Below are 18,949 nucleotides of genomic sequence, written 5' to 3' on the forward strand. Positions count from 1 at the left end.
AGCCGTCGGGCATCCGGATGACAGGATGGATGCATGGACACAGCCAACCTCACCCGCGAGGAGACGGCAGCGCGATCCGCCGCCGTCACCGTGCACCGCATCCGCGTCGAGCTCGACCTGACGGGTGCGCCGGAGCGCGCCCGCACCGGGTTCCCGACGGTGACGACCCTCGAGTTCGATTCGACCGATGAGGCGACCTGGCTCGACTTCATCGGCGAGGAGGTTCGGAAGGTCTCGGTGAACGGCGTCGATCAGGAGGTCGTCTACGACGGCGCGCGCATCTCGCTCTCCGGTCTCCAGGCCGCCAACGTCGTGCGGGTCGAGGCGGTCGCGGCCTACAGCAGGTCCGGTGAGGGACTGCACCGCTTCCATGACCCTGTCGACGACGAGACCTACCTCTACACGCAGTACGAGCCGGCAGACGCACGTCGGGTGATGGCGTGCTTCGAACAGCCGGACATGAAGGCCGAGTACACGTTCGTCGTCGACGCCCCCTCCGGGTGGCAGGTGCTCTCGAACCAGTCGCCGGCGCGCACGGACCTGGGAGTCGGAGTGCAGCGGGTGGAGTTCGCCCCGACCCTGCCGATCTCGAGCTACATCACGGCCGTGGCTGCCGGTCCGTACTCGCGGGTCGACGGCGAGTGGCGGCGCGACGAGCAGCACATCGCCCTCGGCGTGTTCGTGCGGCGGTCGCTGGCCGCGCATCTCGAGGCGGATGAGATCCTCGAGGTCACCCGCCAGGGGCTGGACTTCTTCGGCGAGGCGTTCGCGTATCCGTACCCATGGGGCAAGTACGACCAGATCTTCGTCCCGGAGTACAACCTCGGCGCCATGGAGAATCCGGGTCTCGTGACCTTCACGGAGGCGTACCTCTCCCGTGGGGCGGCGACGGATGCACAGCGCGCGGCACGGGCGAACACGATCCTGCACGAGATGGCGCACATGTGGTTCGGAGACCTGGTCACCATGACCTGGTGGGACGACCTGTGGTTGAAGGAGTCGTTCGCCGACTACATGGGCGCGCACGCGTCGGCGGCGGCGACGCGCTACCAGGACGCGTGGGTGACGTTCGCCGCGCGACGCAAGGCATGGGCCTATCAGCAGGACCAGCTGCCGACGACGCACCCGATCGTCGCGGACATCACCGATCTCGAGGCCGCGAAGCTGAACTTCGACGGGATCACCTATGCCAAGGGTGCGGCCGTTCTGAAACAGCTCGTCGCATTCGTCGGCGACGACGCGTTCTTCGAGGGGGCCCGCCGTTATTTCGCGGCCAATGCGTTCGGCAACACGACGCTCGACGACTTCCTGGTGCAGCTGAGCGCGGTATCGGGTCGCGACATGAGCGACTGGTCGACGGCGTGGCTGCAGACGTCCGGCGTGTCGACGTTGTGGACGGAGACGGACGACGAAGGACGGTCCGTTCTCGTGCAGACCGATCCGCGGCCACACCGGCTCCGTATCGGCATGTACGAGCGCGTCGACGGCCGTGTCGTCCGTCGTGAGCAGCAGGAGCTGGACGTGATCGGCGAGCGCACGACGATCGAGCTCCCCGATGCCGATCTGGTGCTGCTCAACGACGATGACCTCACCTATGTGAAGGCGCGTCTGGATGCACGCTCGCTCCACACCATCGAGGAGTCCCTCTCCGCGATCGACGATCCGCTGGCGCGCGCCCTCGTGTGGTCGTCGCTGTGGAACGCGACTCGCGACGGTGAACTCGATGCCCGCCGCTACCTCCGGATCGTGCGCAGCCACGCGCCGGCCGAGTCCAACATCTCGTTGTTGACGGGCGTCCTGGCGAACGCGATCTACACGATCCGCCACTTCGTGCCGGACGCGGGCCGTGACGAGGAGCAGCACCACTGGACCGACACGGTGTGGAACGCTCTGGAGGCCGCCGATGCCGGCAGCGATGCCCAGCTCTCCTGGGCGCGTGCGGTCGCGACCGCTTCCGCTTTCGACGACCGCCGGCACGAACAGGTGCGCGCGCTGCTGGAGGGGAACGCCCCCGAGGGGCTTGTGGTCGATCCCGATCTGCGCTGGCAGCTCCTCACCGCGCTCGTGACCGTCGGGCGCGCCGACGACGAAGCTGTGACGGCTGAGCAGCAGCGAGACGATACCGGCGACGGACGCACGGCGGCGCGGCGCGCTCGTGCCTCGCGTCCCGACGCGGATGTGCGGCGCGACGCGTGGGATTCGGCGTGGAACGATCTCTCGCTCAGTAACGATCACCTCGATGCAGTGATCGGCGGCTTCCGTGCAGGGGGACGCCGTGATCTGATCTCCGGTTTCGACGACGAGTACTTCGTGCGGATCGGTCGGGCATGGTCCGAACGCAGCATCGAGATCGCGCGGCGCCTGGTCATCGGCCTGTTCCCCGCGTCGGACTCGTTGGAGCCGGTGGATGCCTGGCTGGCAGCGAACCCGGCGGCGCCTGCCGCGCTGCGGCGACTCGTGATCGAGCAGCGGGATCATCTCGCGCGCGATCTCCGGGTGCGGGGAGTGCTCAGCAGCTGATCAGCTCGGTGGCCGTCTCCTGGCCGAGTGTGCGCAGATCCGGCCGATCGTCGCTCGCCTGGCAGAGGATGGCGGCCATCCCCGCAGCCCAGGCGCGCGCCCTGACCCAGGTCGCGTCGTCGTATCGTCCCGCGGTGGCCCGGCGGAAGACATGTCGACCCTCGGCATCGAAGGCCAGCCAGCCCGCGGCGAGGTCGTAGGCGGGGTCGCCGGAGGTCACGTCGCCGAAGTCGATCACGGCAGACAACCTGTCGCCGTCGATCAGGATGTTCCCGGGATGCAGGTCGCCGTGGATCCAGACGGCTTCCGTGGTGGGTGCAGCCTCGAGCCCTGCCGACCAGAGCTCTCCCAGCGGCCCGGCGGTCGCCGCATCCAGGTCGGCGAGTCGATCTCTGATGCTCTGGTCGCGTGCCTGCAGGGGGACACCGCGCACAGGGTTCACGGGTGCGTCGCCGGGCGCTTCGCGGTGGAGCAGAAGGAGCGCCCCGGCGAGTTGAGCAGCCCAGGCGGTGTTGTCGCGGCGTGGGCGTCCGAGGGCGTGGCTCCCCGGCAGCCACGGCACGATCGACCAGGGCCACGGGAAGTACGGCGTCGGCTCTCCTCTGTGCATCGGCAGCGGCGTGCGGATGTTCGCCGTTGCAAGATGGATCGCCAGGAGGGGGAGTGCCTGCTGCTCATGACGGATGAGCGGTGCTGCTCTGTGCCGACGGGGCATCCGCACGGCGAGGTCGGATCCGAGCCGCCAGGTCACATTGTCCCAGCCTTCGGCGACCCGCGTCAGCGGCAGGTCGCCGAGCTCCGGCGCGACCGTGCGGACGAGCCTTCTCACATCGTCGACGTCGAGCGACACCTCCGCGCCAGGGGAGTCGACCATGCTCAGAGGTCGAGGGAGTCGCCGGGCTCCAGCACGGAGAACTCGCCGCCGCCCTGCTCCGTCGCCCACTGCAGCCGCTGCCGATGCATGTTCTTGCCGATCGTGGACAGCGTCATGTCGTGAGTCCCGAACGCCCGGCGCGGGGCGACCGCCAGCACGTAGTCCATGGCCTCGCCGATCTTCAGCCAGGGAGCCCCGAGGGGAGCGGCGAGAGTACCGACGGAGATGCCTTCGGGAACGGCATAGGAGTCGCCGGGGTAGTAGAGCTCGTCGTTCACGAGCACTCCGACGTTCTCGACCGTCGGGAGCGAGGAGTGGATGACCTCATGGGTTCCGCCGAAGAAGCGGAGCGAGAAGCCGCCCGCCTCCACCGAGTCTCCGGGCGCGACGACCGTAATGTCGTAGCCGTCGGCGGCACGGGCGACACCCGCGGGCGCGAAGATCGGAGTTCCGGGCGCCGCACGCAGCAGCCGGTCGAAGTGGTCGGCCGTCCAATGGTCCGGGTGCTCGTGCGTGATGACGACCGCCACGAGATGGGTGAGGTCGTCCAGCGGGGCCGTGAACGAGCCGGGATCGACCAGGAGGGTCTCGCCGTTCGCATCGATACGGAGGGCGGCATGTTCGAACTTGGTGACGCGCATGGGAAGAGTCAACTCCTTCGGACCGCACACGGCAAACGCTTCCGGTGCGCCACGCCCGGGATTCGCGCCGGGGAGGCGTCGATTTGGCGCAGTGAGAATCGCCGTGGCATACTTGAACGGTTGTCGCGGAACGGAAACATTCCGCCAGACGGCCCCATCGTATAGCGGCCTAGTACGCTGCCCTCTCACGGCGGTAACGCGGGTTCGAATCCCGCTGGGGTCACACAACAGAGAAAGCCTCCGGTTCGCCGGAGGCTTTCTTGTTTCGCGGACTGCTCTTCGTTCACGCAGCGGTCTTCAGCGACAGCGACCGGAATGTGCGATTGCTCAGGGGCACGATCATCAGCGCCATCATCGCCCCGCCGAAGAGCGTGAACGGCACCCAGAGCGCCGTCGACGACGCGAGAGCACCGAATCCGGCCATCGCCAGCGGCATGAGACAGTCGTCGCCGAGGCGCGTGAGCGAACTCATCCGTCCGAGGTACGCGGTGTCGACCGTGGCCGAGAACGTCGCGCTCAACAGCACCGATGCGTATCCGGCCGTTGCTCCGATGACGAAGGCGGCGATGGCCACGCTCCAAGCCGGTCCGATTCCGAGGGCGATGATCCCGGCGCCCTGAATCACCAGCGCCCGGAACCCACCGCGCGCCTCGTGACTCGGACGCCACTTCACGACCGAGATCGCGCCGAGCGCTGCACCGAGCCCGAGCAGCGCTTCGAAGAGCCCCACGGCCTGCGCGCCCCACCCCTCTGCATGTGCGCGGAGGGCGAGACCGATCCCGATCGCCGGGCCGACAGCCAGGTTCAGCCCGGAGAGGGCGATCACCAGCGTCCGTGTCGTGGGGCTGTCGGAGAGGTGCGCGAATCCCCGCGCGATCCCCCGCAGTGCCGACTCCTTCTCCGCCCTGACGAGGCGGAAGCGCGGGCGCAGCCAGATCGCGATGAAGGCGACGACCAGGGTGAAGGTCAGAGCGTTCACAGACGCACTTCCCGCAAGGCCGGCATGGGCCACGATGAACCCGCCGATCGCCGCGCCTCCCATGGTCCCCAGACGCGAGGCCGTCTGAGCCGCTGCGCCGTAGGAGGGGAGGTCCGCGGCTCGCACGAGCTGACGGGCGATGGTCCCGGCGGACGGTTCGTAGAACGCGTCGCATATCCCGAATGCGATCGCCGCGAACAGCAGCACCGTGACCGTGGGTGGCGTCGCGAGCACCCACAGCGACACGGCGACGAGGACACCGACGCGGAGCACGTTGAACACCAGCATGACGCGGCGCGGGTCTGCGCGGTCCGCGATCACTCCTCCGAACAGCAGGATCACGGCCCGGGGTACCGTGCCGGCCGCGACGATCAGACCGGCGACGGCGGGAGAGGCTACCTGGACGGCCGTCCACGCGAGTGCGATGGTCCACAGTGCGTCACCCGCATCCGACAGTGCCTTCACCCCGATCCAGGCGTGCACGAGACGGTCGCGACGGAAGGGAGGAGGGGCGACGATCTCCTCCGGGTCGATGACGGCGGACATCAAGGCTCCGTCGGGAACGCGTGCGCGAACACGAAGATGGGAGCACGGCGTCGGCCGTCGTCGAGATCGATGCCGTCCTGCCACTCCCTGATCGTCTCGAGGAGCCGCGCGGAGAGATCCCGCAGCTCGTCAGGTGAGGCCCATGCCGTGGTCTCCGTGTTGGAACCGTCGTACTCTGCGTAGGCGGGGTCGTGACGATGACGATGCCAGCGCTGGAGGCGGTCGATCTGCATGCGGATCCCCTGACGCTGCGCCTCGCGGGCCAGGAGGGCGTCGGCTGGCGAGTCCGCGTAGTCGTCTGTCGACCAGCTGAGACCCCGGCGTGCCACTCTCCACCAGCTGGTGCGCTTGTCTCCATCGGGATCAGGGGCTCGTTCCACGACTCCTGCGCGCTCCAGCATGCGAAGGTGATGGCTGATGCTGCCGACCTGACTGTCCAGCGCGCGGGCGATCGCCGTGACCTGTGCCGTTCCATACAGGAGCAGATAGTCGTAGATGCGGCGGCGCAGCGGATGGTGTACTGCGGTGATCACGGCGATGTCTTCCACGGAAGACGACGCTAAGCGCACGACGTGGAACGCACAAGAGTTCTTGTATACCCCGGAAAATCAAGGGAGAGGCCGGTTCCCCGTGAGGAACCGGCCTCTCCTGACTCGGGCCGGGTCAGGCTTCGTCGACGGCCTCTGCCTGGGACGCTGCCTGCGTGCGGCGCCGGCTCCGGCGCGCGCGACGGATGAGCCAGACCATCAGTACGACGGCCCCCGCGATCGCCAGCCAGGGGAGGATGAACCCGAGGGCGATCACCAGGGCGTTCAGCGACACGACGAGTCCGTTCCATCCGGCCATCAGGCCGTCGCCGAAGCCGGCGGGGTCTGCGGTCGTGGGGGCGGTCGCCTTCGTCAGCTGCACCTGAAGTGAGGACATCGCGACCTGGTCGTCGAGCGCGGCGAGCTGCTGTTCGTACGACTCGAGCTGCGCCTGACGGTCGGTGAGCGCCACTTCGGCCTCGATCAGCTCCGACACGCTGCCCGACTGCGACATCAATTGCGTGAGCCGCTCGACGGACGCCTTTGCGGAGTCGACCCTGGCCTGGAGATCGATCGCGACAGAGGTCACATCCTGCTTCGAGGAGGACGAGGACAGCACCTCGCCCGTGTCGTCGAGGGCGGCGATCATTTTCGGGAGATCGGCCGATGGCACGCGGATGCTGATCCAGCCGTACGCCGAGTCAGCGGGCGTCGGAGCAGGCTCGGACGAGCCGTCGACGGCGACGGACTTGCCGATCTCGGTGCTCTCGACGTAGCCGCCGTGCTTCTCGGCGAGGGCGGCGATCGAAGCTGCCGCTTCGGGGATGTTCTGGACCTGCACCGTGGCCTGCGCCGTGGCGATGATCTCGCGACCGCTGCCGGCGTCCGCCGCGCCGGGAAGCGCCGCCCCGTTCACATCGGAGCTCCGCGCACCATCCGGCATGGACTCGGCGGTCAGACCCGTGAGCGGCTCGTCGGGCACGGAGGGTGCGGAGTCGGCGACCGAGCCATCGGACGTGCTCACACCGTCGGCCGTGATGGAGCTCGCTCCGCCGACTGCGCCGAGGATGGGCGGGGTCACGAGCACTCCGACCACGAAGGCTGCCGCGATGCCGCCTGCGGTGAGCCAGCCGCGGCGCCGGTCACGTGCCTTCACTGCGGTGCGTCGTGCAGGCGCCGGCACCGCGGCGATCTCGGCGAACACGGCATCCTCGATACGGGCGATCGTCTCGTCCGAGAGCTCGGGCAGGTCGTCCGCGTTCTCGGGCAGGTCGCTGCCGGTGGTCTGATCGTTCATGCGTCCCTCGCTTCGGTCACGGCGCCCCGCAACTGCGTGCGCACTCGTGAGAGACGGTTCCGGACGACGGCGTGGGTCACGCCGAGCTCATCCGCAGCGGCCTGGTAGGCGTAGCCTTCCGAAGCGCAGAGGCGGAAGACCTCGCGATCCAGCTCGCTCAGCGTGCCCACCTCTCGGGCGATCCGCGCTGCGAGCTCCGCCGTGATGACCTGCTCCTCGACGCTCACCGTGTCGGGGAGCACCGCCTCGTCGACGGCCTCGGCGGTGTGCGCCTGGTCTCGTCGACGTTGCCGGAGTCGATTCGCCGCCTGGAAACGGCAGATCGTGGCAAGCCACGGAAGGATCGATTCGCCCTGGAGTTCGAGGCCGGGAAGCTTCCGCCAGGCGACGACGAACGTCTCCTGCGTCACATCCTCGGCATCCGCCGGCGAGGCGAGAATGCCTTGCGCGATCCAATACACGGGTCGCACGTGAGCCCGGTACAGATCGCGGAAGGCGCTCTCGTCGCCGGCCGCGGCCTGCGCCGCCCATCTCTGGTCATCTGTCTGCAGGGGCATCCTGGTTCCGTTCGGTGTCTCTCACGGGAGAGTGTCGATCGCCGCCCCATCGTCTCAGATCCCGCAGGGGCATCTCCTCGCTGTCTCGCGGATGACATTCGGACGACATCCGCTCCCGCTCGTCCCGTGCCTCGGGTAGCATGGCCCGGGCGAGAGGGAGTATCCCGGAACCGCGCGTCCGTCATCACGAGCACCGTCATCGTTGCTCCGGGCGCGCGACGCACATCCGTGCGGGGGAGAGACTTTCGACTCATTCCCGACCCCTCCGCGAAAGGTGCAGTGCGCCCTTGGAAATCCCTGTCTGGTTCGAGATCACCTCGATGGTCGTCCTCACGATCATCCTGATCGGCGACCTGCTCCTCATCCGGCTGCGGCCCCACATCCCCTCGACGAAGGAATCCACGCTCTGGGTGGTCTTCTACGTCGGCCTCGCCCTGCTCTTCGCGGTTCTCCTCGGCAACGTCGGAGGCTGGCAGAACGCGGGCGACTTCATCACCGGTTGGGCGCTGGAGTACAGCCTCTCGATCGACAACCTGTTCGTGTTCGTGTTGATCATGGCGCAGTTCGCCGTGCCGAGACGTCTGCAGCAGCAGGTGCTCATGATCGGCATCATCATCGCGCTGGTGCTGCGCGGACTCTTCATCATGGCCGGCGTCGCGATCGTCGAGAACTTCTCGCCGATCTTCTACATCTTCGGCGCCTTCCTCATCTGGACGGCGATCCGTCAGGCGATGCCGGAGGGCGACCACGAGGGGGAAGTGCAGCGCGAGAACTTCATCGTCCGCCTGCTGCGTCGTCGAGTCGACATCAGCGAGACCTACGACGGCTCGAAGATCCGCACCACGGTCGACGGCAAGCGGATGTGGACGCCCATGGTGATCGTCTTCATCACGATCGGTGTGACCGACCTGATCTTCGCGATCGACTCGATCCCCGCCATCTTCGAGATCACCACGAACGGCTTCCTGGTCTTCGCGGCGAACATCTTCGCGCTCATGGGTCTGCGTCAGCTCTACTTCCTGCTCGGCGACCTGCTCGACCGTCTGCGGTACCTCCACTACGGCATCGCGGTCATCCTCGGCTTCATCGGCGTCAAGCTGATCCTGCACGCCCTGCACGTCAACGAGCTGCCGTTCATCAACGGGGGCGAGCACGTGGAATGGGTGCCGGACATCAGCAACATGGTCTCGCTCGGCGTGATCCTGGCCTCGATGACCATCGCCACGGTCGCGAGCCTCATCGCGTCCTCGCGCGAGAAGCGGGCGGCGCGGGCCACGACACCCGTGGACTGACCCGGCTCGGGGGTCGCGCGACGTAGGGTGAGCAGATGCACAGGCCGCGCCCCGTCACCCCCGCCGCGGGGCAGGAATCCGTCTGGGACTATCCGCGGCCACCGCGCGTCGAGGCAGTCACGGAGCGCATCACCATCCGGCTCGGCGGCGAGCTGATCGCCGACACCGAGGATGCCGTGCGCGTGCTGGAGACGAGCCACCCTCCTGTGTACTACGTTCCGGTCGCGGACTTCGTGCCCGGTGCCCTCGTCGAGGCCGCGGGGTCGTCGTTCTGCGAGTTCAAGGGCATGGCTCGGTACTTCGATGTGCGCGCACGGGACACGGTGCGCCGAGAGGCGGCCTGGAACTATCCCCAGCCGAATCCCGGGTTCGAAGCTCTGACCGACCGGGTCGCCGTATACGCGGGGCAGATGGACGAATGCACCGTCGGTGACGAGGTCGCCGTTCCGCAGCCCGGCGGCTTCTACGGCGGCTGGGTCACGTCACGCGTGGTCGGCCCCTTCAAGGGCGTTCCCGGTTCGCTGGGCTGGTGACATCCGTCCGCGGGGGGCGGTCAGAACTGGCGGAGGTTCGCCTGCAGGCCGCCTTCCGCATACTCGCGTCGGAGGATTCCGCGCCGACGGAGGACGGGGACGAGTTCGTCGAGCGTGCGGTGCAGGGTGACCGGATGGAAGTCGCCCCAGAGCAGCACTCCGTCGTTGCCCCATTCGCCGAGCTCTTCGATCAGATCGGCGAACTCCTCCGTTGTCCCGACGAACCCCGTACGGTCGGTGATCCTGCCGGCGCGGGCGAGAGCGGTGAGGTGGGCGCGCAGAGGGGCGTCCTCCGCGCGATCGCCGATCAGACGCTGGATGCTGCCACGGGAGACATGCGCTCCGAAGATCGAGAGGTCGAGCGGCTTGTCGAGGTCGAGGGAGGTCAGATCGGTCTCCAGGTCGCTCGACTGCTTTCGTGCGATCTGCACGAGGGCCGCCTCGTCGGGGCGCGCCGATGCGGCGACGATCCGATCGGCCTCTTCGGACGAGGTCGTGATCACGGGCTGGATGGCGAAGAGGATCTTGATGTCCTCCGGGCGTCTTCCCCTCGCGAGCGCGGCGTCATGGACCTTGGCGCGGTACTCCCGCACGGACTTCTCGTGCAACGGAGCAAGCGCGAGCTGCACGTCCGAGTTCGCGCCGGCGAAGCCGAGTCCGCGGCCGGAACCGCCTGGTGAGACGATCGCGGGGTCGCCGTCGGTGAAGGGCACGGCGTTCAGCGGACCGTCGAAGGCGTAATAGTCGCCGCGGTGTTCGACGGCTCGCAGCCGGCTGCCGTCCGCGAAGACGTCTGTCTCCCGGTCGGCGACGAGCGCACCGTCGTCCCAGCTGCGCCAGAGGTCGCGGATGCCGGAGAGCCATTCCTCTGCGCGGTCGTATGCCTCGTCGTGTCCGAGCTGCGGTGCGTCGGAGAAATGCCGTGCGCTCCCGGTGTCGGTGACGACGTTGAGGCCCAGTCGGTGTCCGCTCAGGTGCTGCAGCGTCGCGAACTGCCGCGCGGCGGTGTAGGGGAGGTACGCAGCCGGGTTGACGGTGGGCACCACGCCGAGGTGCCTGGTCGCCTGGAAGAGGTACGGAGCGAGGAGCAGCGGGTCGTGCTTCGGTCCGCCGAAGGCGTGTCGGACGCGGAGGTCGATCGTCGACGGCGACCCCAGCGACGGCGCATCCTCGATGATGACGAGGTCGAACCCGGCCTGCTCGAGCGTTCGTGCGGCCTCCTGATAGACCTCAGGGCGAGTCCAGTCGTAGTCCCAGTCGAGCGCGGGGTAGCCCCATCCCTGTGGTCCGAAGCCGCGGGCGAGGAACCAGCCGAAGTGCTGAGGGCGGCTCATGCCACCGTCTCCCGCACGTTCTGCAGCACCTGGGACAGGTCGGCGAGGAGGTCGTCGACGTCCTCGATGCCGATCGAGAGCCGCAGAGTCCCGGGCCGGACACCGAGCACCTCTCGCTCCTCCTCGGTGCGCTGGGCGTGACTGGTGGTACCGGGGTGCAGCACCAGAGAGCGCACGTCGCCGATGTGGGTCATGTGCGTGAACACCTGCACGTGCTCCACGAATCGGCGTGCCGCCGGAAGACCCCCGCGCAGCGTGAACGTGAAGATCGAACCGGAGCCGCCGTCGAGATAGCGCCTGCCGAGCTCATGATCCGGGTGCGAGGGGAGCCCGACGTAGTCCACGCTCTCGACCTCGGCGTGCTGTTCCAGCCACTGCGCGATCTGCAGCGCGTTTCTCGATTGCCTCTCCACACGCAGCCCCAGTGTCTCGACGCCCTGCCCGATCAGGAAGGCGTTCAGAGGTGAGGGGGAGGCGCCGAAGCGGGGAGCCACGGATTCCCGCGCGTACCCGATCCGTGCTCGTCCTCCGTGGCGCGCGAACACGCTGGGGGTGTCCCCGCGGCCGGGGAGCACGAGATGGGGAGCGTTGTGGCCCGCGAGGTCCGCATCGAAACGCCCATCGTCGACGATCACACCCCCGAGGACCGATCCATGCCCGGCCAGGAACTTCGACGCGGAGTGCACCACGATGGCCGCGCCGTGCTCGATCGGCCGCAGCAGTGCCGGTGTCGCCAGCGTGTTGTCGACGACCAGCGGGATCGCGTACTCGTCGCCGATGCCGCTGACGGCGCGGATGTCGAGCACGTCGTTGCGGGCGTTCGCGATCGACTCGGCGAACAGCACGCGCGTGTTCGGGCGGATCGCCGCACGCCAAGCCGCCGGGTCGGCGATGTCGTCGACGAAGGTGGTCTCGATGTCGAGCCGAGCGAGATTGTCGAGGAGGAGGCCCCGAGTGCCCTCGTAGATGTGCGTGGAGGACACGATGTGGTCGCCCGCACCCGCGACGGTGAGCAGCGCGGTGGCGACGGCGGCCTGCCCGCTGGCGACGAGAACGGCGTCCGCTCCGGATTCGAGCGCGGCGAGTTGGCGTTCCACGGCGCGAACCGTGGGGTTTCCGGTGCGGGTATAGCCGAACCCCGTGCCGGTGCTGAAGTGGTCTGCCGCGTGGTCGAAGTCGTCGAACTCGAAGCCCGCCGTCAGGTAGATCGGCGTGGCGCGGGAAGCCGCCGTCTCCCTGCTTCTCGCCGCGTGGACTGCGCGGGTGGCGAAGCGGGCGGTGTCGACGGTCATGCGGTGCCTCTCGGTCGGCGCGCGTTACGCGCGGGTGTGATCAGAGTGTCACGTCGGGTCGAGGCACGCCCGAGCGGTGGTAATCTGACGTCATGCGGACCGTGCTCCTTCTTCTTAGGCGCCGCGACGAGACCTCGTTCTGAGCCCCTCCTCGTCGCGGAGTCCATCGTGGGCCGAACCGCCAGCCACAGGAGACACGCCATGACCACCACCGCCGGTGCGGATTCCGCACGCCCCAGAACGCTCGCTGAGAAGGTCTGGGACGACCATCTCGTCGTCAAGGGCGAGGACGGCCAGCCCGACCTCATCTACATCGACCTGCACCTCGTGCATGAGGTCACCAGCCCGCAGGCGTTCGACGGCCTCCGCAGCGAGGGGCGCCCGCTTCGCCGTCTCGACCTGACGATCGCGACCGAGGACCACAACACGCCCACGTGGGAGATCGACAAGCCGATCGCCGACCTGACCAGCCGCACGCAGATCGAGACCCTCCGGCGCAACGCGGCCGAGTTCGGTGTGCGTCTGCACTCGCTCGGCGATGCGGAGCAGGGGATCGTGCACGTCGTCGGTCCGCAGCTCGGACTGACCATGCCCGGGATCACCGTGGTCTGCGGCGACTCGCACACGTCGACCCACGGCGCGTTCGGGGCGATGGCGTTCGGCATCGGCACGAGCGAGGTCGAGCACGTCATGGCGACCCAGACCCTCCCGCTGAAGCCTTTCAAGACGATGGCGATCAACGTCGAGGGCACTCTGCGCCCCGGCGTCACCGCGAAGGACATCATCCTCGCGGTGATCGCCAAGATCGGCACCGGCGGGGGACAGGGCTACGTGCTCGAGTACCGCGGCAGTGCGATCCGTGCGCTCTCGATGGAGGGCCGCATGACGATCTGCAACATGTCGATCGAGGCTGGCGCCCGAGCCGGGATGGTCGCGCCGGACGAGACCACCTTCGCGTACCTGGAGGGCCGTCCGCACGCGCCGAAGGGCCAGGACTGGGACGATGCGGTGGCCTACTGGCGCACACTGCCCACCGAGGAGGGCGCGACCTTCGACGCCGAGGTGTTCATCGACGCCGACGAGCTGGAGCCCTTCGTGACGTGGGGCACCAACCCGGGGCAGGGCAGCTCGCTGTCCTCGGCAGTCCCGAACCCCGCGGAGATCGCCGACCCGAATGAGCGCGCGGCAGCGGAACGAGCCTTGGAGTACATGGACCTGACGCCGGGCACACCCCTCAAGGAGGTGCCGGTCGACGCCGTGTTCATGGGCTCGTGCACCAACAGCCGCATCGAGGACCTCCGTGCGTTCGCCTCCATCATCCAGGGCAAGAAGAAGGCCGACGGCGTGCGGGTGATGGTCGTCCCGGGCTCCGCCAGGGTGCGGCTGGAGGCAGAGGCCGAGGGCCTTGATCAGGTCATCAAGGACTTCGGGGCGGAATGGCGGTTCGCCGGCTGCTCGATGTGCCTGGGCATGAACCCGGATCAGCTGGCGCCGGGCGAGCGCTGCGCATCGACCTCGAACCGCAACTTCGAGGGTCGACAGGGCAAGGGAGGACGAACACACCTGGTGTCGCCTCTCGTCGCGGCTGCGACTGCGATCCGCGGCACACTGTCCAGCCCGAGCGACCTGACGGAAGGGTTCTGACCCATGGAGAAGTTCACCACCCACACCGGTATCGCCGCTCCGCTGAAGCGCTCGAACGTCGACACCGACCAGATCATCCCTGCCGTGTTCTTGAAGCGCGTCACGAAGACCGGTTTCGAGGACGCGCTGTTCCACGGCTGGCGACAGGACCCCGACTTCGTGCTCAACCAGCCGTCTTTCCAGGGTGCTTCCGTGCTCGTCGCCGGTCCCGATTTCGGCACCGGCTCCAGCCGTGAGCACGCCGTGTGGGCGCTGCGCGACTTCGGTTTCAAGGTCGTGCTCAGCCCGCGCTTCGCCGACATCTTCCGTGGCAACGCGGGCAAGCAGGGTCTGCTCGCCGCGACGATCTCGGAAGAGGATCTCGAGCGGTTCTGGGCCGAGATCGACCGGAATCCCGGCGCGCAGATGACCGTCGACCTCGAGGCGCGCACCGCGTCGATCGGCGACGTCCAGGCCGAGGTCGGGATCGACGATTACACTAGATGGCGGCTCCTCGAAGGGCTCGATGACATCGGGCTCACGCTGCGCAACGAAGACAAGATCGCGCAGTTCGAGGCCCGTCGCGAGTCGTGGCGGCCCCGAACCCTTCCCGTTCAGTAGACGGTGGGGGCGGGGGAGCCAGGGGCAACCCGCCCCCGAAATCCGTAGATGAAGTGAGGCTCCGAATGACGACACCTGTGCGCGACGCTCTTCCGGACGGAGTCCCTGCACTCACCGGAGACGTCCTCGCCATTCGCGGCGGACGCCCGCTCCGTGGACGCGTCGACGTCAAGGGTGCGAAGAACCTGGCCACCAAGGCCATGGTCGCCTCGCTCCTCGGCGAGACCGTGAGCACTCTGCGCGACGTGCCGGCGATCAGCGATGTCGCCGTCGTCCGCTCGTTGCTCGAGGTGCACGGCGTCCGCGTCTCGGAGGGCGATGAGCCCGGCTCGCTGGTGTTCGACCCGAGCGATGTGGAGTCCGCCCACTTCGAGGAGATCGATGCACACGCGGGTGCGTCGCGCATCCCGATCCTGTTCTGCGGACCGCTGCTGCACCGTCTCGGCCAGGCGTTCATCCCCGACCTCGGCGGCTGCCGCATCGGCGACCGCCCGATCGACTTCCACCTCGATGCTCTGCGCAAGTTCGGCGCTATCGTCGAGAAGCTCCCCAGCGGCATCCGTCTCTCGACGGGAGGGACCCGCCTGCACGGCGCGAACATCCACCTCCCGTACCCGAGTGTCGGGGCGACCGAGCAGGTGCTGCTGACCGCCGTCCGCGCCGAAGGTGTCACGGAACTGCGCAACGCGGCGATCGAGCCCGAGATCATGGACCTCATCGCGGTGCTGCAGAAGATGGGCGCGATCATCTCCTACGAGCCGAACCGCGTCATCGTGATCGAAGGGGTGGAGAAGCTCCGCGGCTATGACCACCGCTCGATCTTCGACCGCAACGAAGCCGCATCCTGGGCCTCCGCGGCCTTGGCGACCGATGGGGAGATCTTCGTCGGCGGCGCCAAGCAGCAGGAGATGCTGACCTTCCTCAACGTCTTCCGCAAGGCGGGCGGCTGGTTCGACATCCAGGAGGACGGCATCCTGTTCCGTCGCGAAGGCGACATCAAGCCTGTCGTGATCGAGACCGATGTGCACCCCGGCTTCATGACCGACTGGCAGCAGCCGCTCGTGGTCGCTCTGACCCAGGCGCACGGTCGCTCCGTCGTGCACGAGACCGTCTACGAGAACCGCATGGGCTTCACCGATGCGCTCGTGAAGATGGGAGCCGACATCGTCGTGCACCCCCGTGGTCTGCAGGACGGCCCCCGACGCGTTCCCCGTCGCGATCTCGAGCAGGCCGCCGTCATCACCGGCCCCACGCCGCTGCACGGTGCCGACATCGTGGTTCCCGACCTCCGCGGCGGATACAGCCACGTGATCGCGGCACTGACGGCGACAGGCGAGTCGAAGGTGTCCGGTGTCGACATCCTCAGCCGTGGGTACGAGAAGTTCCTCGCTAAGCTCGACGCGCTCGGCGCCGACTTCGACGTCATCCGGTGACCGCCGTGACGTCCCGATCATCGGAGACGACGCGGCCGAGCATCTTCTGGCCGCTCGCGGCGCTCGTCATCCCCCCGGTCTCCCTGATCGCGAAGATCCGGGTCCGTGGGGCGGAGAAGCTGCCACAGCAGGGCTCCTACATCCTGGCGCCCAACCACTACTCGGAGTTCGACCCGCTGATCGTCGCGGTCGCCGTGTGGCGCTCGGGTCGTGCTCCTCGGTTCATGGCGAAGGAGAGCCTGTTCAAGGTGCCCGTGCTCGGCTGGTTCCTGCACCGCACGGGCATGATCCCCGTCGCACGCACCTCCTCGGCAGCCTCCGCGCGTCAGACGATGAAGCAGTCGGAAGAGCTCGTGGAGCACGGCCGCGGTGTGATCGTGTATCCGGAGGGCACGCTGACGCGGGACCCTGATCTCTGGCCGATGCGCGGCAAGTCGGGTGCGGTTCGGCTGGCACTCGCCGATGGCATCCCGCTCATCCCGATGGCGCAGTGGGGTACGCAGGCGATCATGGGTCGCTACCAGAAGGGTCTGAGCCTCTGGCCGCTGCGCAAGCCCGTCACGGTGCTGATCGGCGATCCCGTCGACATCTCCGATCTGCAAGGCCGCGCCGGGGAGCCGGCGGCTCTCAACGAAGCCACGAACAGACTCATGAACGCGATCACGGCGCTCCTCGAGGAGTTGCGAGACGAGAAGGCACCGGCTGAACGCTGGAATCCCGCCACCCATGGTCAGAAGGAGACAGGACGCCTTGACTCCTAAGAGAACCGCGCCGGCCGGTCCGCGAGTCGCCGTCATCGGTGCGGGCAGCTGGGGCACGACCTTCGGGAAGATCCTCGCCGACGGCGGTGCTCAGGTGACGATGTGGGCGCGCCGCGCAGAGCTCGCGCAGGAGATCAACGAGGGCAAGCGCAACTCCCGCTATCTGCCGGGGATTAATCTCCCGCGCACGATGGCCGCGACGCACGAGCTCGCGACCGCGCTGGACGGCGTCGACCAGGTCTACCTGTCGGTGCCGAGCCAGTCGTTGCGCGAGAACCTGAAGGCGTTGCGGCCACTGATCGCCGACAGCGACACGAAGATCATCAGCCTCATGAAGGGCGTCGAACGCGGCACCGGGCTGCGTATGAGTCAGGTCATCCAGCAGGAGCTGCGCTGCGATCCCGATCGTGTGGCCGTGGCATCCGGGCCGAACCTCGCGCTCGAGATCGCCCGCGAGCAGCCGACCGCGGCCGTCATCTCGTCGCGCAGCCAGGAGACGGCGGAGATCGTCGCGCGCGCGGCACGGAACGACTACTTCCGCACCTTCGTGAACACCGACGTCATCGGCACCGAGTTCGGTGGCGTCCTCAAGAACCTGATCGCGGTCGCGATCGGGATCGTCGACGGTGTGGGCTACGGCGAGAACACGAAGGCCTCCATCATCACCCGCGGCCTGGTCGAGATGACCGACTTCGCGGTGGCGAACGGGGCGCACCCGGAGACGCTCCAGGGCCTCGCCGGCCTCGGCGACCTCATCGCCACATGCCAATCGCCGTTGAGTCGCAACAACACCGCCGGGCGTCTGCTCGGACAGGGCTACAGCTTCCAGGACGTCGTGAAACAGATGCAGCAGACTGCCGAGGGACTCGCGTCCGTCGCGCCGATCCTGCAGCTGGCGCGCGAGGCCGACATCGACATGCCGATCGTCGAGCAGGTGAAGATGGTGCTCGACGGGAAGATGGATCCGCGGGACATCGCGCCCCACCTGACGACGGACGACGACACCCCGCAGGGTGAGAGGACCAACCATGGACAAGCAGACGGTGGTGGTGCTCTTCGGCGGGCGCTCCAGCGAGCATTCGATCAGTTCCGCAACGGCGGGGGGCGTCCTGGGGGCGATTGATCGCGATCGCTATGACGTGATCCCCGTCGGGATCACCCGCGAAGGTGCCTTCGTGCTCGAGGACGACGATCCCGCGAAGTTCCCGCTCGATGCGGAGCACCTTCCGGAGGTGGTGGACAACGGCACGCGTGTGCTCTGGCCGGAGCCGGGCGGAGACCGCACGCTGCGCGTGGTGCAGAGCGACGGCTCCGTCGACGGCCTCGGCGAGATCGACGTCGTGCTCCCCATCCTGCACGGACCGCACGGCGAAGACGGCACGATCCAGGGGTACTTCGACACGCTCGAGGTTCCCTACGCCGGCGGTGGGGTCCTCGACTCCGCGCTGTGCATGGACAAGCACTTCATGAAGATCGCCCTGGAGGCGGCAGGCATCCCGGTTGCACCGGGGGTGACGGTGCGGCGCAAGGACTGGGACCGCGACGTCACCGAGGTGCGTGCACGGGCGGACGCACTCGGTCTTCCGGTGTTCGTGAAGCCTGCTCGTGCGGGCTCGAGCGTCGGGGTCTCCAAGGTGGAGCACGCCGATGAGCTCGATGCGGCACTGGCCGTGGCTTTCGCCGAGGACGAGAAGGTGCTGATCGAAGCGGGCGTGAGCGGCCGCGAGATCGAGGTCGCCGTGCTCGAGAGTGCCGACGGCGTCCGTGCGTCGCTCCCCGGCGAGATCGTGCTGACGTCGCGAGGTTTCTACGACTTCGAGGGCAAGTACCTGGGTGGCGACGGCGTGGACGTCGTGTGTCCAGCTGACCTCACGGAGGCGGAGCGCACGGCCATCCAGGACATCGGTGTGCGCGCTTTCGAAGCGGTCGACGGTCGTGGGCTCGCGCGTGTCGACATGTTCCTGACGCCGTCGGGTGAACTCGTCGTGAACGAGCTGAACACCATGCCGGGCTTCACGCCGATCTCGATGTTCCCCAAGTGCTGGGTCGCTTCCGGTCTGAGCTATGGCGATCTGATCACCGAGCTCGTCGAGGCCGGTCTCCGCCGCTGAGCGACCTG

17 protein-coding genes and 1 tRNA gene are annotated in these 18,949 nt (G+C 68.0%); 10 read left to right on the top strand and 8 right to left on the bottom strand.

The annotated features are described in order from the left end of the window. The first annotated feature begins 33 nt into the window (after positions 1-33). Positions 34-2,520, top strand: coding sequence for an aminopeptidase N (pepN, locus tag RN51_RS16735; protein ID WP_045265165.1), 2,487 nt, complete (start codon positions 34-36; stop codon positions 2,518-2,520). On the opposite strand, the gene RN51_RS16740 is transcribed toward pepN, so the two are convergent. Both RN51_RS16740 and RN51_RS16745 read right to left on the bottom strand, forming a co-directional pair. Continuing rightward, positions 2,510-3,394 (bottom strand): aminoglycoside phosphotransferase family protein, encoded by an 885-nt coding sequence (locus tag RN51_RS16740; RefSeq protein WP_045265166.1) that lies wholly within the window; start codon positions 3,392-3,394, stop codon positions 2,510-2,512. The genes pepN and RN51_RS16740 overlap by 11 nt on opposite strands. 2 nt (positions 3,395-3,396) lie before the next feature. Next, entirely contained in the window at positions 3,397-4,035 is a 639-nt protein-coding gene (locus RN51_RS16745; protein WP_045265167.1) for an MBL fold metallo-hydrolase, read from the bottom strand. 150 nt (positions 4,036-4,185) lie between these two features. On the opposite strand from RN51_RS16745, the gene RN51_RS16750 reads away from it, so the two are divergent. Next, positions 4,186-4,258, top strand: a tRNA-Glu gene (locus RN51_RS16750). A 60-nt stretch (positions 4,259-4,318) separates the two neighbouring features. Here the strand turns inward: RN51_RS16750 and RN51_RS16755 are convergent. The 4 genes from RN51_RS16755 to RN51_RS16770 form a co-directional block, all read right to left on the bottom strand. Then, on the bottom strand, positions 4,319-5,560 hold the full coding sequence (locus RN51_RS16755) for an MFS transporter (RefSeq protein WP_045265168.1): 1,242 nt from the start codon (positions 5,558-5,560) through the stop codon (positions 4,319-4,321). Then, the gene (locus RN51_RS16760; RefSeq protein WP_045265169.1) at positions 5,560-6,108 is read right to left on the bottom strand and encodes a helix-turn-helix domain-containing protein; all 549 of its coding nucleotides are present in this window, start codon (positions 6,106-6,108) and stop codon (positions 5,560-5,562) included. Before RN51_RS16760 ends, RN51_RS16755 begins: the two co-directional genes overlap by 1 nt. 115 nt (positions 6,109-6,223) lie before the next feature. Then, a complete protein-coding gene (locus RN51_RS16765; RefSeq protein ID WP_045265170.1) occupies positions 6,224-7,384 on the bottom strand; it encodes a DUF4349 domain-containing protein in 1,161 nt (386 codons plus the stop codon). Then, positions 7,381-7,941, bottom strand: coding sequence for an RNA polymerase sigma factor (locus tag RN51_RS16770; protein ID WP_045265171.1), 561 nt, complete (start codon positions 7,939-7,941; stop codon positions 7,381-7,383). The genes RN51_RS16765 and RN51_RS16770 overlap by 4 nt, the downstream gene beginning before the upstream one ends. Positions 7,942-8,228: 287 nt before the next feature. On the opposite strand from RN51_RS16770, the gene RN51_RS16775 reads away from it, so the two are divergent. Together RN51_RS16775 and RN51_RS16780 are read left to right on the top strand one after the other, a co-directional pair. Then, complete coding sequence (locus RN51_RS16775; protein ID WP_045265172.1) at positions 8,229-9,233, top strand: TerC/Alx family metal homeostasis membrane protein; 1,005 nt, start codon at positions 8,229-8,231, stop codon at positions 9,231-9,233. A gap of 35 nt (positions 9,234-9,268) precedes the next feature. Then, complete coding sequence (locus RN51_RS16780) at positions 9,269-9,766, top strand: DUF427 domain-containing protein (RefSeq protein WP_045265173.1); 498 nt, start codon at positions 9,269-9,271, stop codon at positions 9,764-9,766. A 20-nt stretch (positions 9,767-9,786) separates the two neighbouring features. On the opposite strand, the gene RN51_RS16785 is transcribed toward RN51_RS16780, so the two are convergent. Together RN51_RS16785 and RN51_RS16790 are read right to left on the bottom strand one after the other, a co-directional pair. After that, positions 9,787-11,100, bottom strand: a complete 1,314-nt coding sequence (locus RN51_RS16785; protein WP_045265174.1) for an LLM class flavin-dependent oxidoreductase — start codon at positions 11,098-11,100, stop codon at positions 9,787-9,789. After that, positions 11,097-12,392 carry an O-acetylhomoserine aminocarboxypropyltransferase/cysteine synthase family protein gene (locus tag RN51_RS16790; protein WP_045265175.1) on the bottom strand — a complete coding sequence of 432 codons (1,296 nt, stop codon included), beginning with the start codon at positions 12,390-12,392 and terminating at the stop codon, positions 11,097-11,099. The genes RN51_RS16785 and RN51_RS16790 overlap by 4 nt, the downstream gene beginning before the upstream one ends. 201 nt (positions 12,393-12,593) lie before the next feature. Here RN51_RS16790 and leuC point away from each other — a divergent pair, with 201 nt between their 5' ends. From leuC to RN51_RS16820, 6 genes are all read left to right on the top strand, one after another. Then, positions 12,594-14,036, top strand: a complete 1,443-nt coding sequence (leuC, locus tag RN51_RS16795; protein WP_045265176.1) for a 3-isopropylmalate dehydratase large subunit — start codon at positions 12,594-12,596, stop codon at positions 14,034-14,036. A gap of 3 nt (positions 14,037-14,039) precedes the next feature. Beyond that, entirely contained in the window at positions 14,040-14,636 is a 597-nt protein-coding gene (gene leuD, locus RN51_RS16800) for a 3-isopropylmalate dehydratase small subunit (RefSeq protein ID WP_045265177.1), read from the top strand. A gap of 65 nt (positions 14,637-14,701) precedes the next feature. Then, positions 14,702-16,069 carry a UDP-N-acetylglucosamine 1-carboxyvinyltransferase gene (murA, locus tag RN51_RS16805; protein WP_045265178.1) on the top strand — a complete coding sequence of 456 codons (1,368 nt, stop codon included), beginning with the start codon at positions 14,702-14,704 and terminating at the stop codon, positions 16,067-16,069. Beyond that, positions 16,066-16,830: a lysophospholipid acyltransferase family protein gene (locus RN51_RS16810; protein ID WP_045265179.1), complete on the top strand. Its 765-nt coding sequence runs from the start codon at positions 16,066-16,068 to the stop codon at positions 16,828-16,830. Before murA ends, RN51_RS16810 begins: the two co-directional genes overlap by 4 nt. After that, positions 16,796-17,953: an NAD(P)H-dependent glycerol-3-phosphate dehydrogenase gene (locus RN51_RS16815; RefSeq protein WP_156149216.1), complete on the top strand. Its 1,158-nt coding sequence runs from the start codon at positions 16,796-16,798 to the stop codon at positions 17,951-17,953. Before RN51_RS16810 ends, RN51_RS16815 begins: the two co-directional genes overlap by 35 nt. Beyond that, entirely contained in the window at positions 17,859-18,941 is a 1,083-nt protein-coding gene (locus tag RN51_RS16820) for a D-alanine--D-alanine ligase family protein (RefSeq protein ID WP_045265181.1), read from the top strand. The genes RN51_RS16815 and RN51_RS16820 overlap by 95 nt, the downstream gene beginning before the upstream one ends. Positions 18,942-18,949: the final 8 nt, after the last annotated feature.

Source organism: Microbacterium oxydans (assembly GCF_000956405.1).
In the GTDB taxonomy this organism is placed as follows: domain Bacteria; phylum Actinomycetota; class Actinomycetes; order Actinomycetales; family Microbacteriaceae; genus Microbacterium; species Microbacterium oxydans_C.

Excerpts from the sequence above, each read along its gene's own strand:
- pepN (WP_045265165.1), top strand. The coding sequence starts at position 34 with ATGGACACAGCCAACCTCACCCGCGAGGAGACGGCAGCGCGATCCGCC.
- RN51_RS16740 (WP_045265166.1), bottom strand. The coding sequence starts at position 3,394 with ATGGTCGACTCCCCTGGCGCGGAGGTGTCGCTCGACGTCGACGATGTG.
- RN51_RS16745 (WP_045265167.1), bottom strand. The coding sequence starts at position 4,035 with ATGCGCGTCACCAAGTTCGAACATGCCGCCCTCCGTATCGATGCGAAC.
- RN51_RS16755 (WP_045265168.1), bottom strand. The coding sequence starts at position 5,560 with ATGTCCGCCGTCATCGACCCGGAGGAGATCGTCGCCCCTCCTCCCTTC.
- RN51_RS16765 (WP_045265170.1), bottom strand. The coding sequence starts at position 7,384 with ATGAACGATCAGACCACCGGCAGCGACCTGCCCGAGAACGCGGACGAC.
- RN51_RS16770 (WP_045265171.1), bottom strand. The coding sequence starts at position 7,941 with ATGCCCCTGCAGACAGATGACCAGAGATGGGCGGCGCAGGCCGCGGCC.
- RN51_RS16780 (WP_045265173.1), top strand. The coding sequence starts at position 9,269 with ATGCACAGGCCGCGCCCCGTCACCCCCGCCGCGGGGCAGGAATCCGTC.
- RN51_RS16785 (WP_045265174.1), bottom strand. The coding sequence starts at position 11,100 with ATGAGCCGCCCTCAGCACTTCGGCTGGTTCCTCGCCCGCGGCTTCGGA.
- RN51_RS16790 (WP_045265175.1), bottom strand. The coding sequence starts at position 12,392 with ATGACCGTCGACACCGCCCGCTTCGCCACCCGCGCAGTCCACGCGGCG.
- leuC (WP_045265176.1), top strand. The coding sequence starts at position 12,594 with ATGACCACCACCGCCGGTGCGGATTCCGCACGCCCCAGAACGCTCGCT.
- leuD (WP_045265177.1), top strand. The coding sequence starts at position 14,040 with ATGGAGAAGTTCACCACCCACACCGGTATCGCCGCTCCGCTGAAGCGC.
- murA (WP_045265178.1), top strand. The coding sequence starts at position 14,702 with ATGACGACACCTGTGCGCGACGCTCTTCCGGACGGAGTCCCTGCACTC.
- RN51_RS16815 (WP_156149216.1), top strand. The coding sequence starts at position 16,796 with ATGGTCAGAAGGAGACAGGACGCCTTGACTCCTAAGAGAACCGCGCCG.
- RN51_RS16820 (WP_045265181.1), top strand. The coding sequence starts at position 17,859 with ATGGACAAGCAGACGGTGGTGGTGCTCTTCGGCGGGCGCTCCAGCGAG.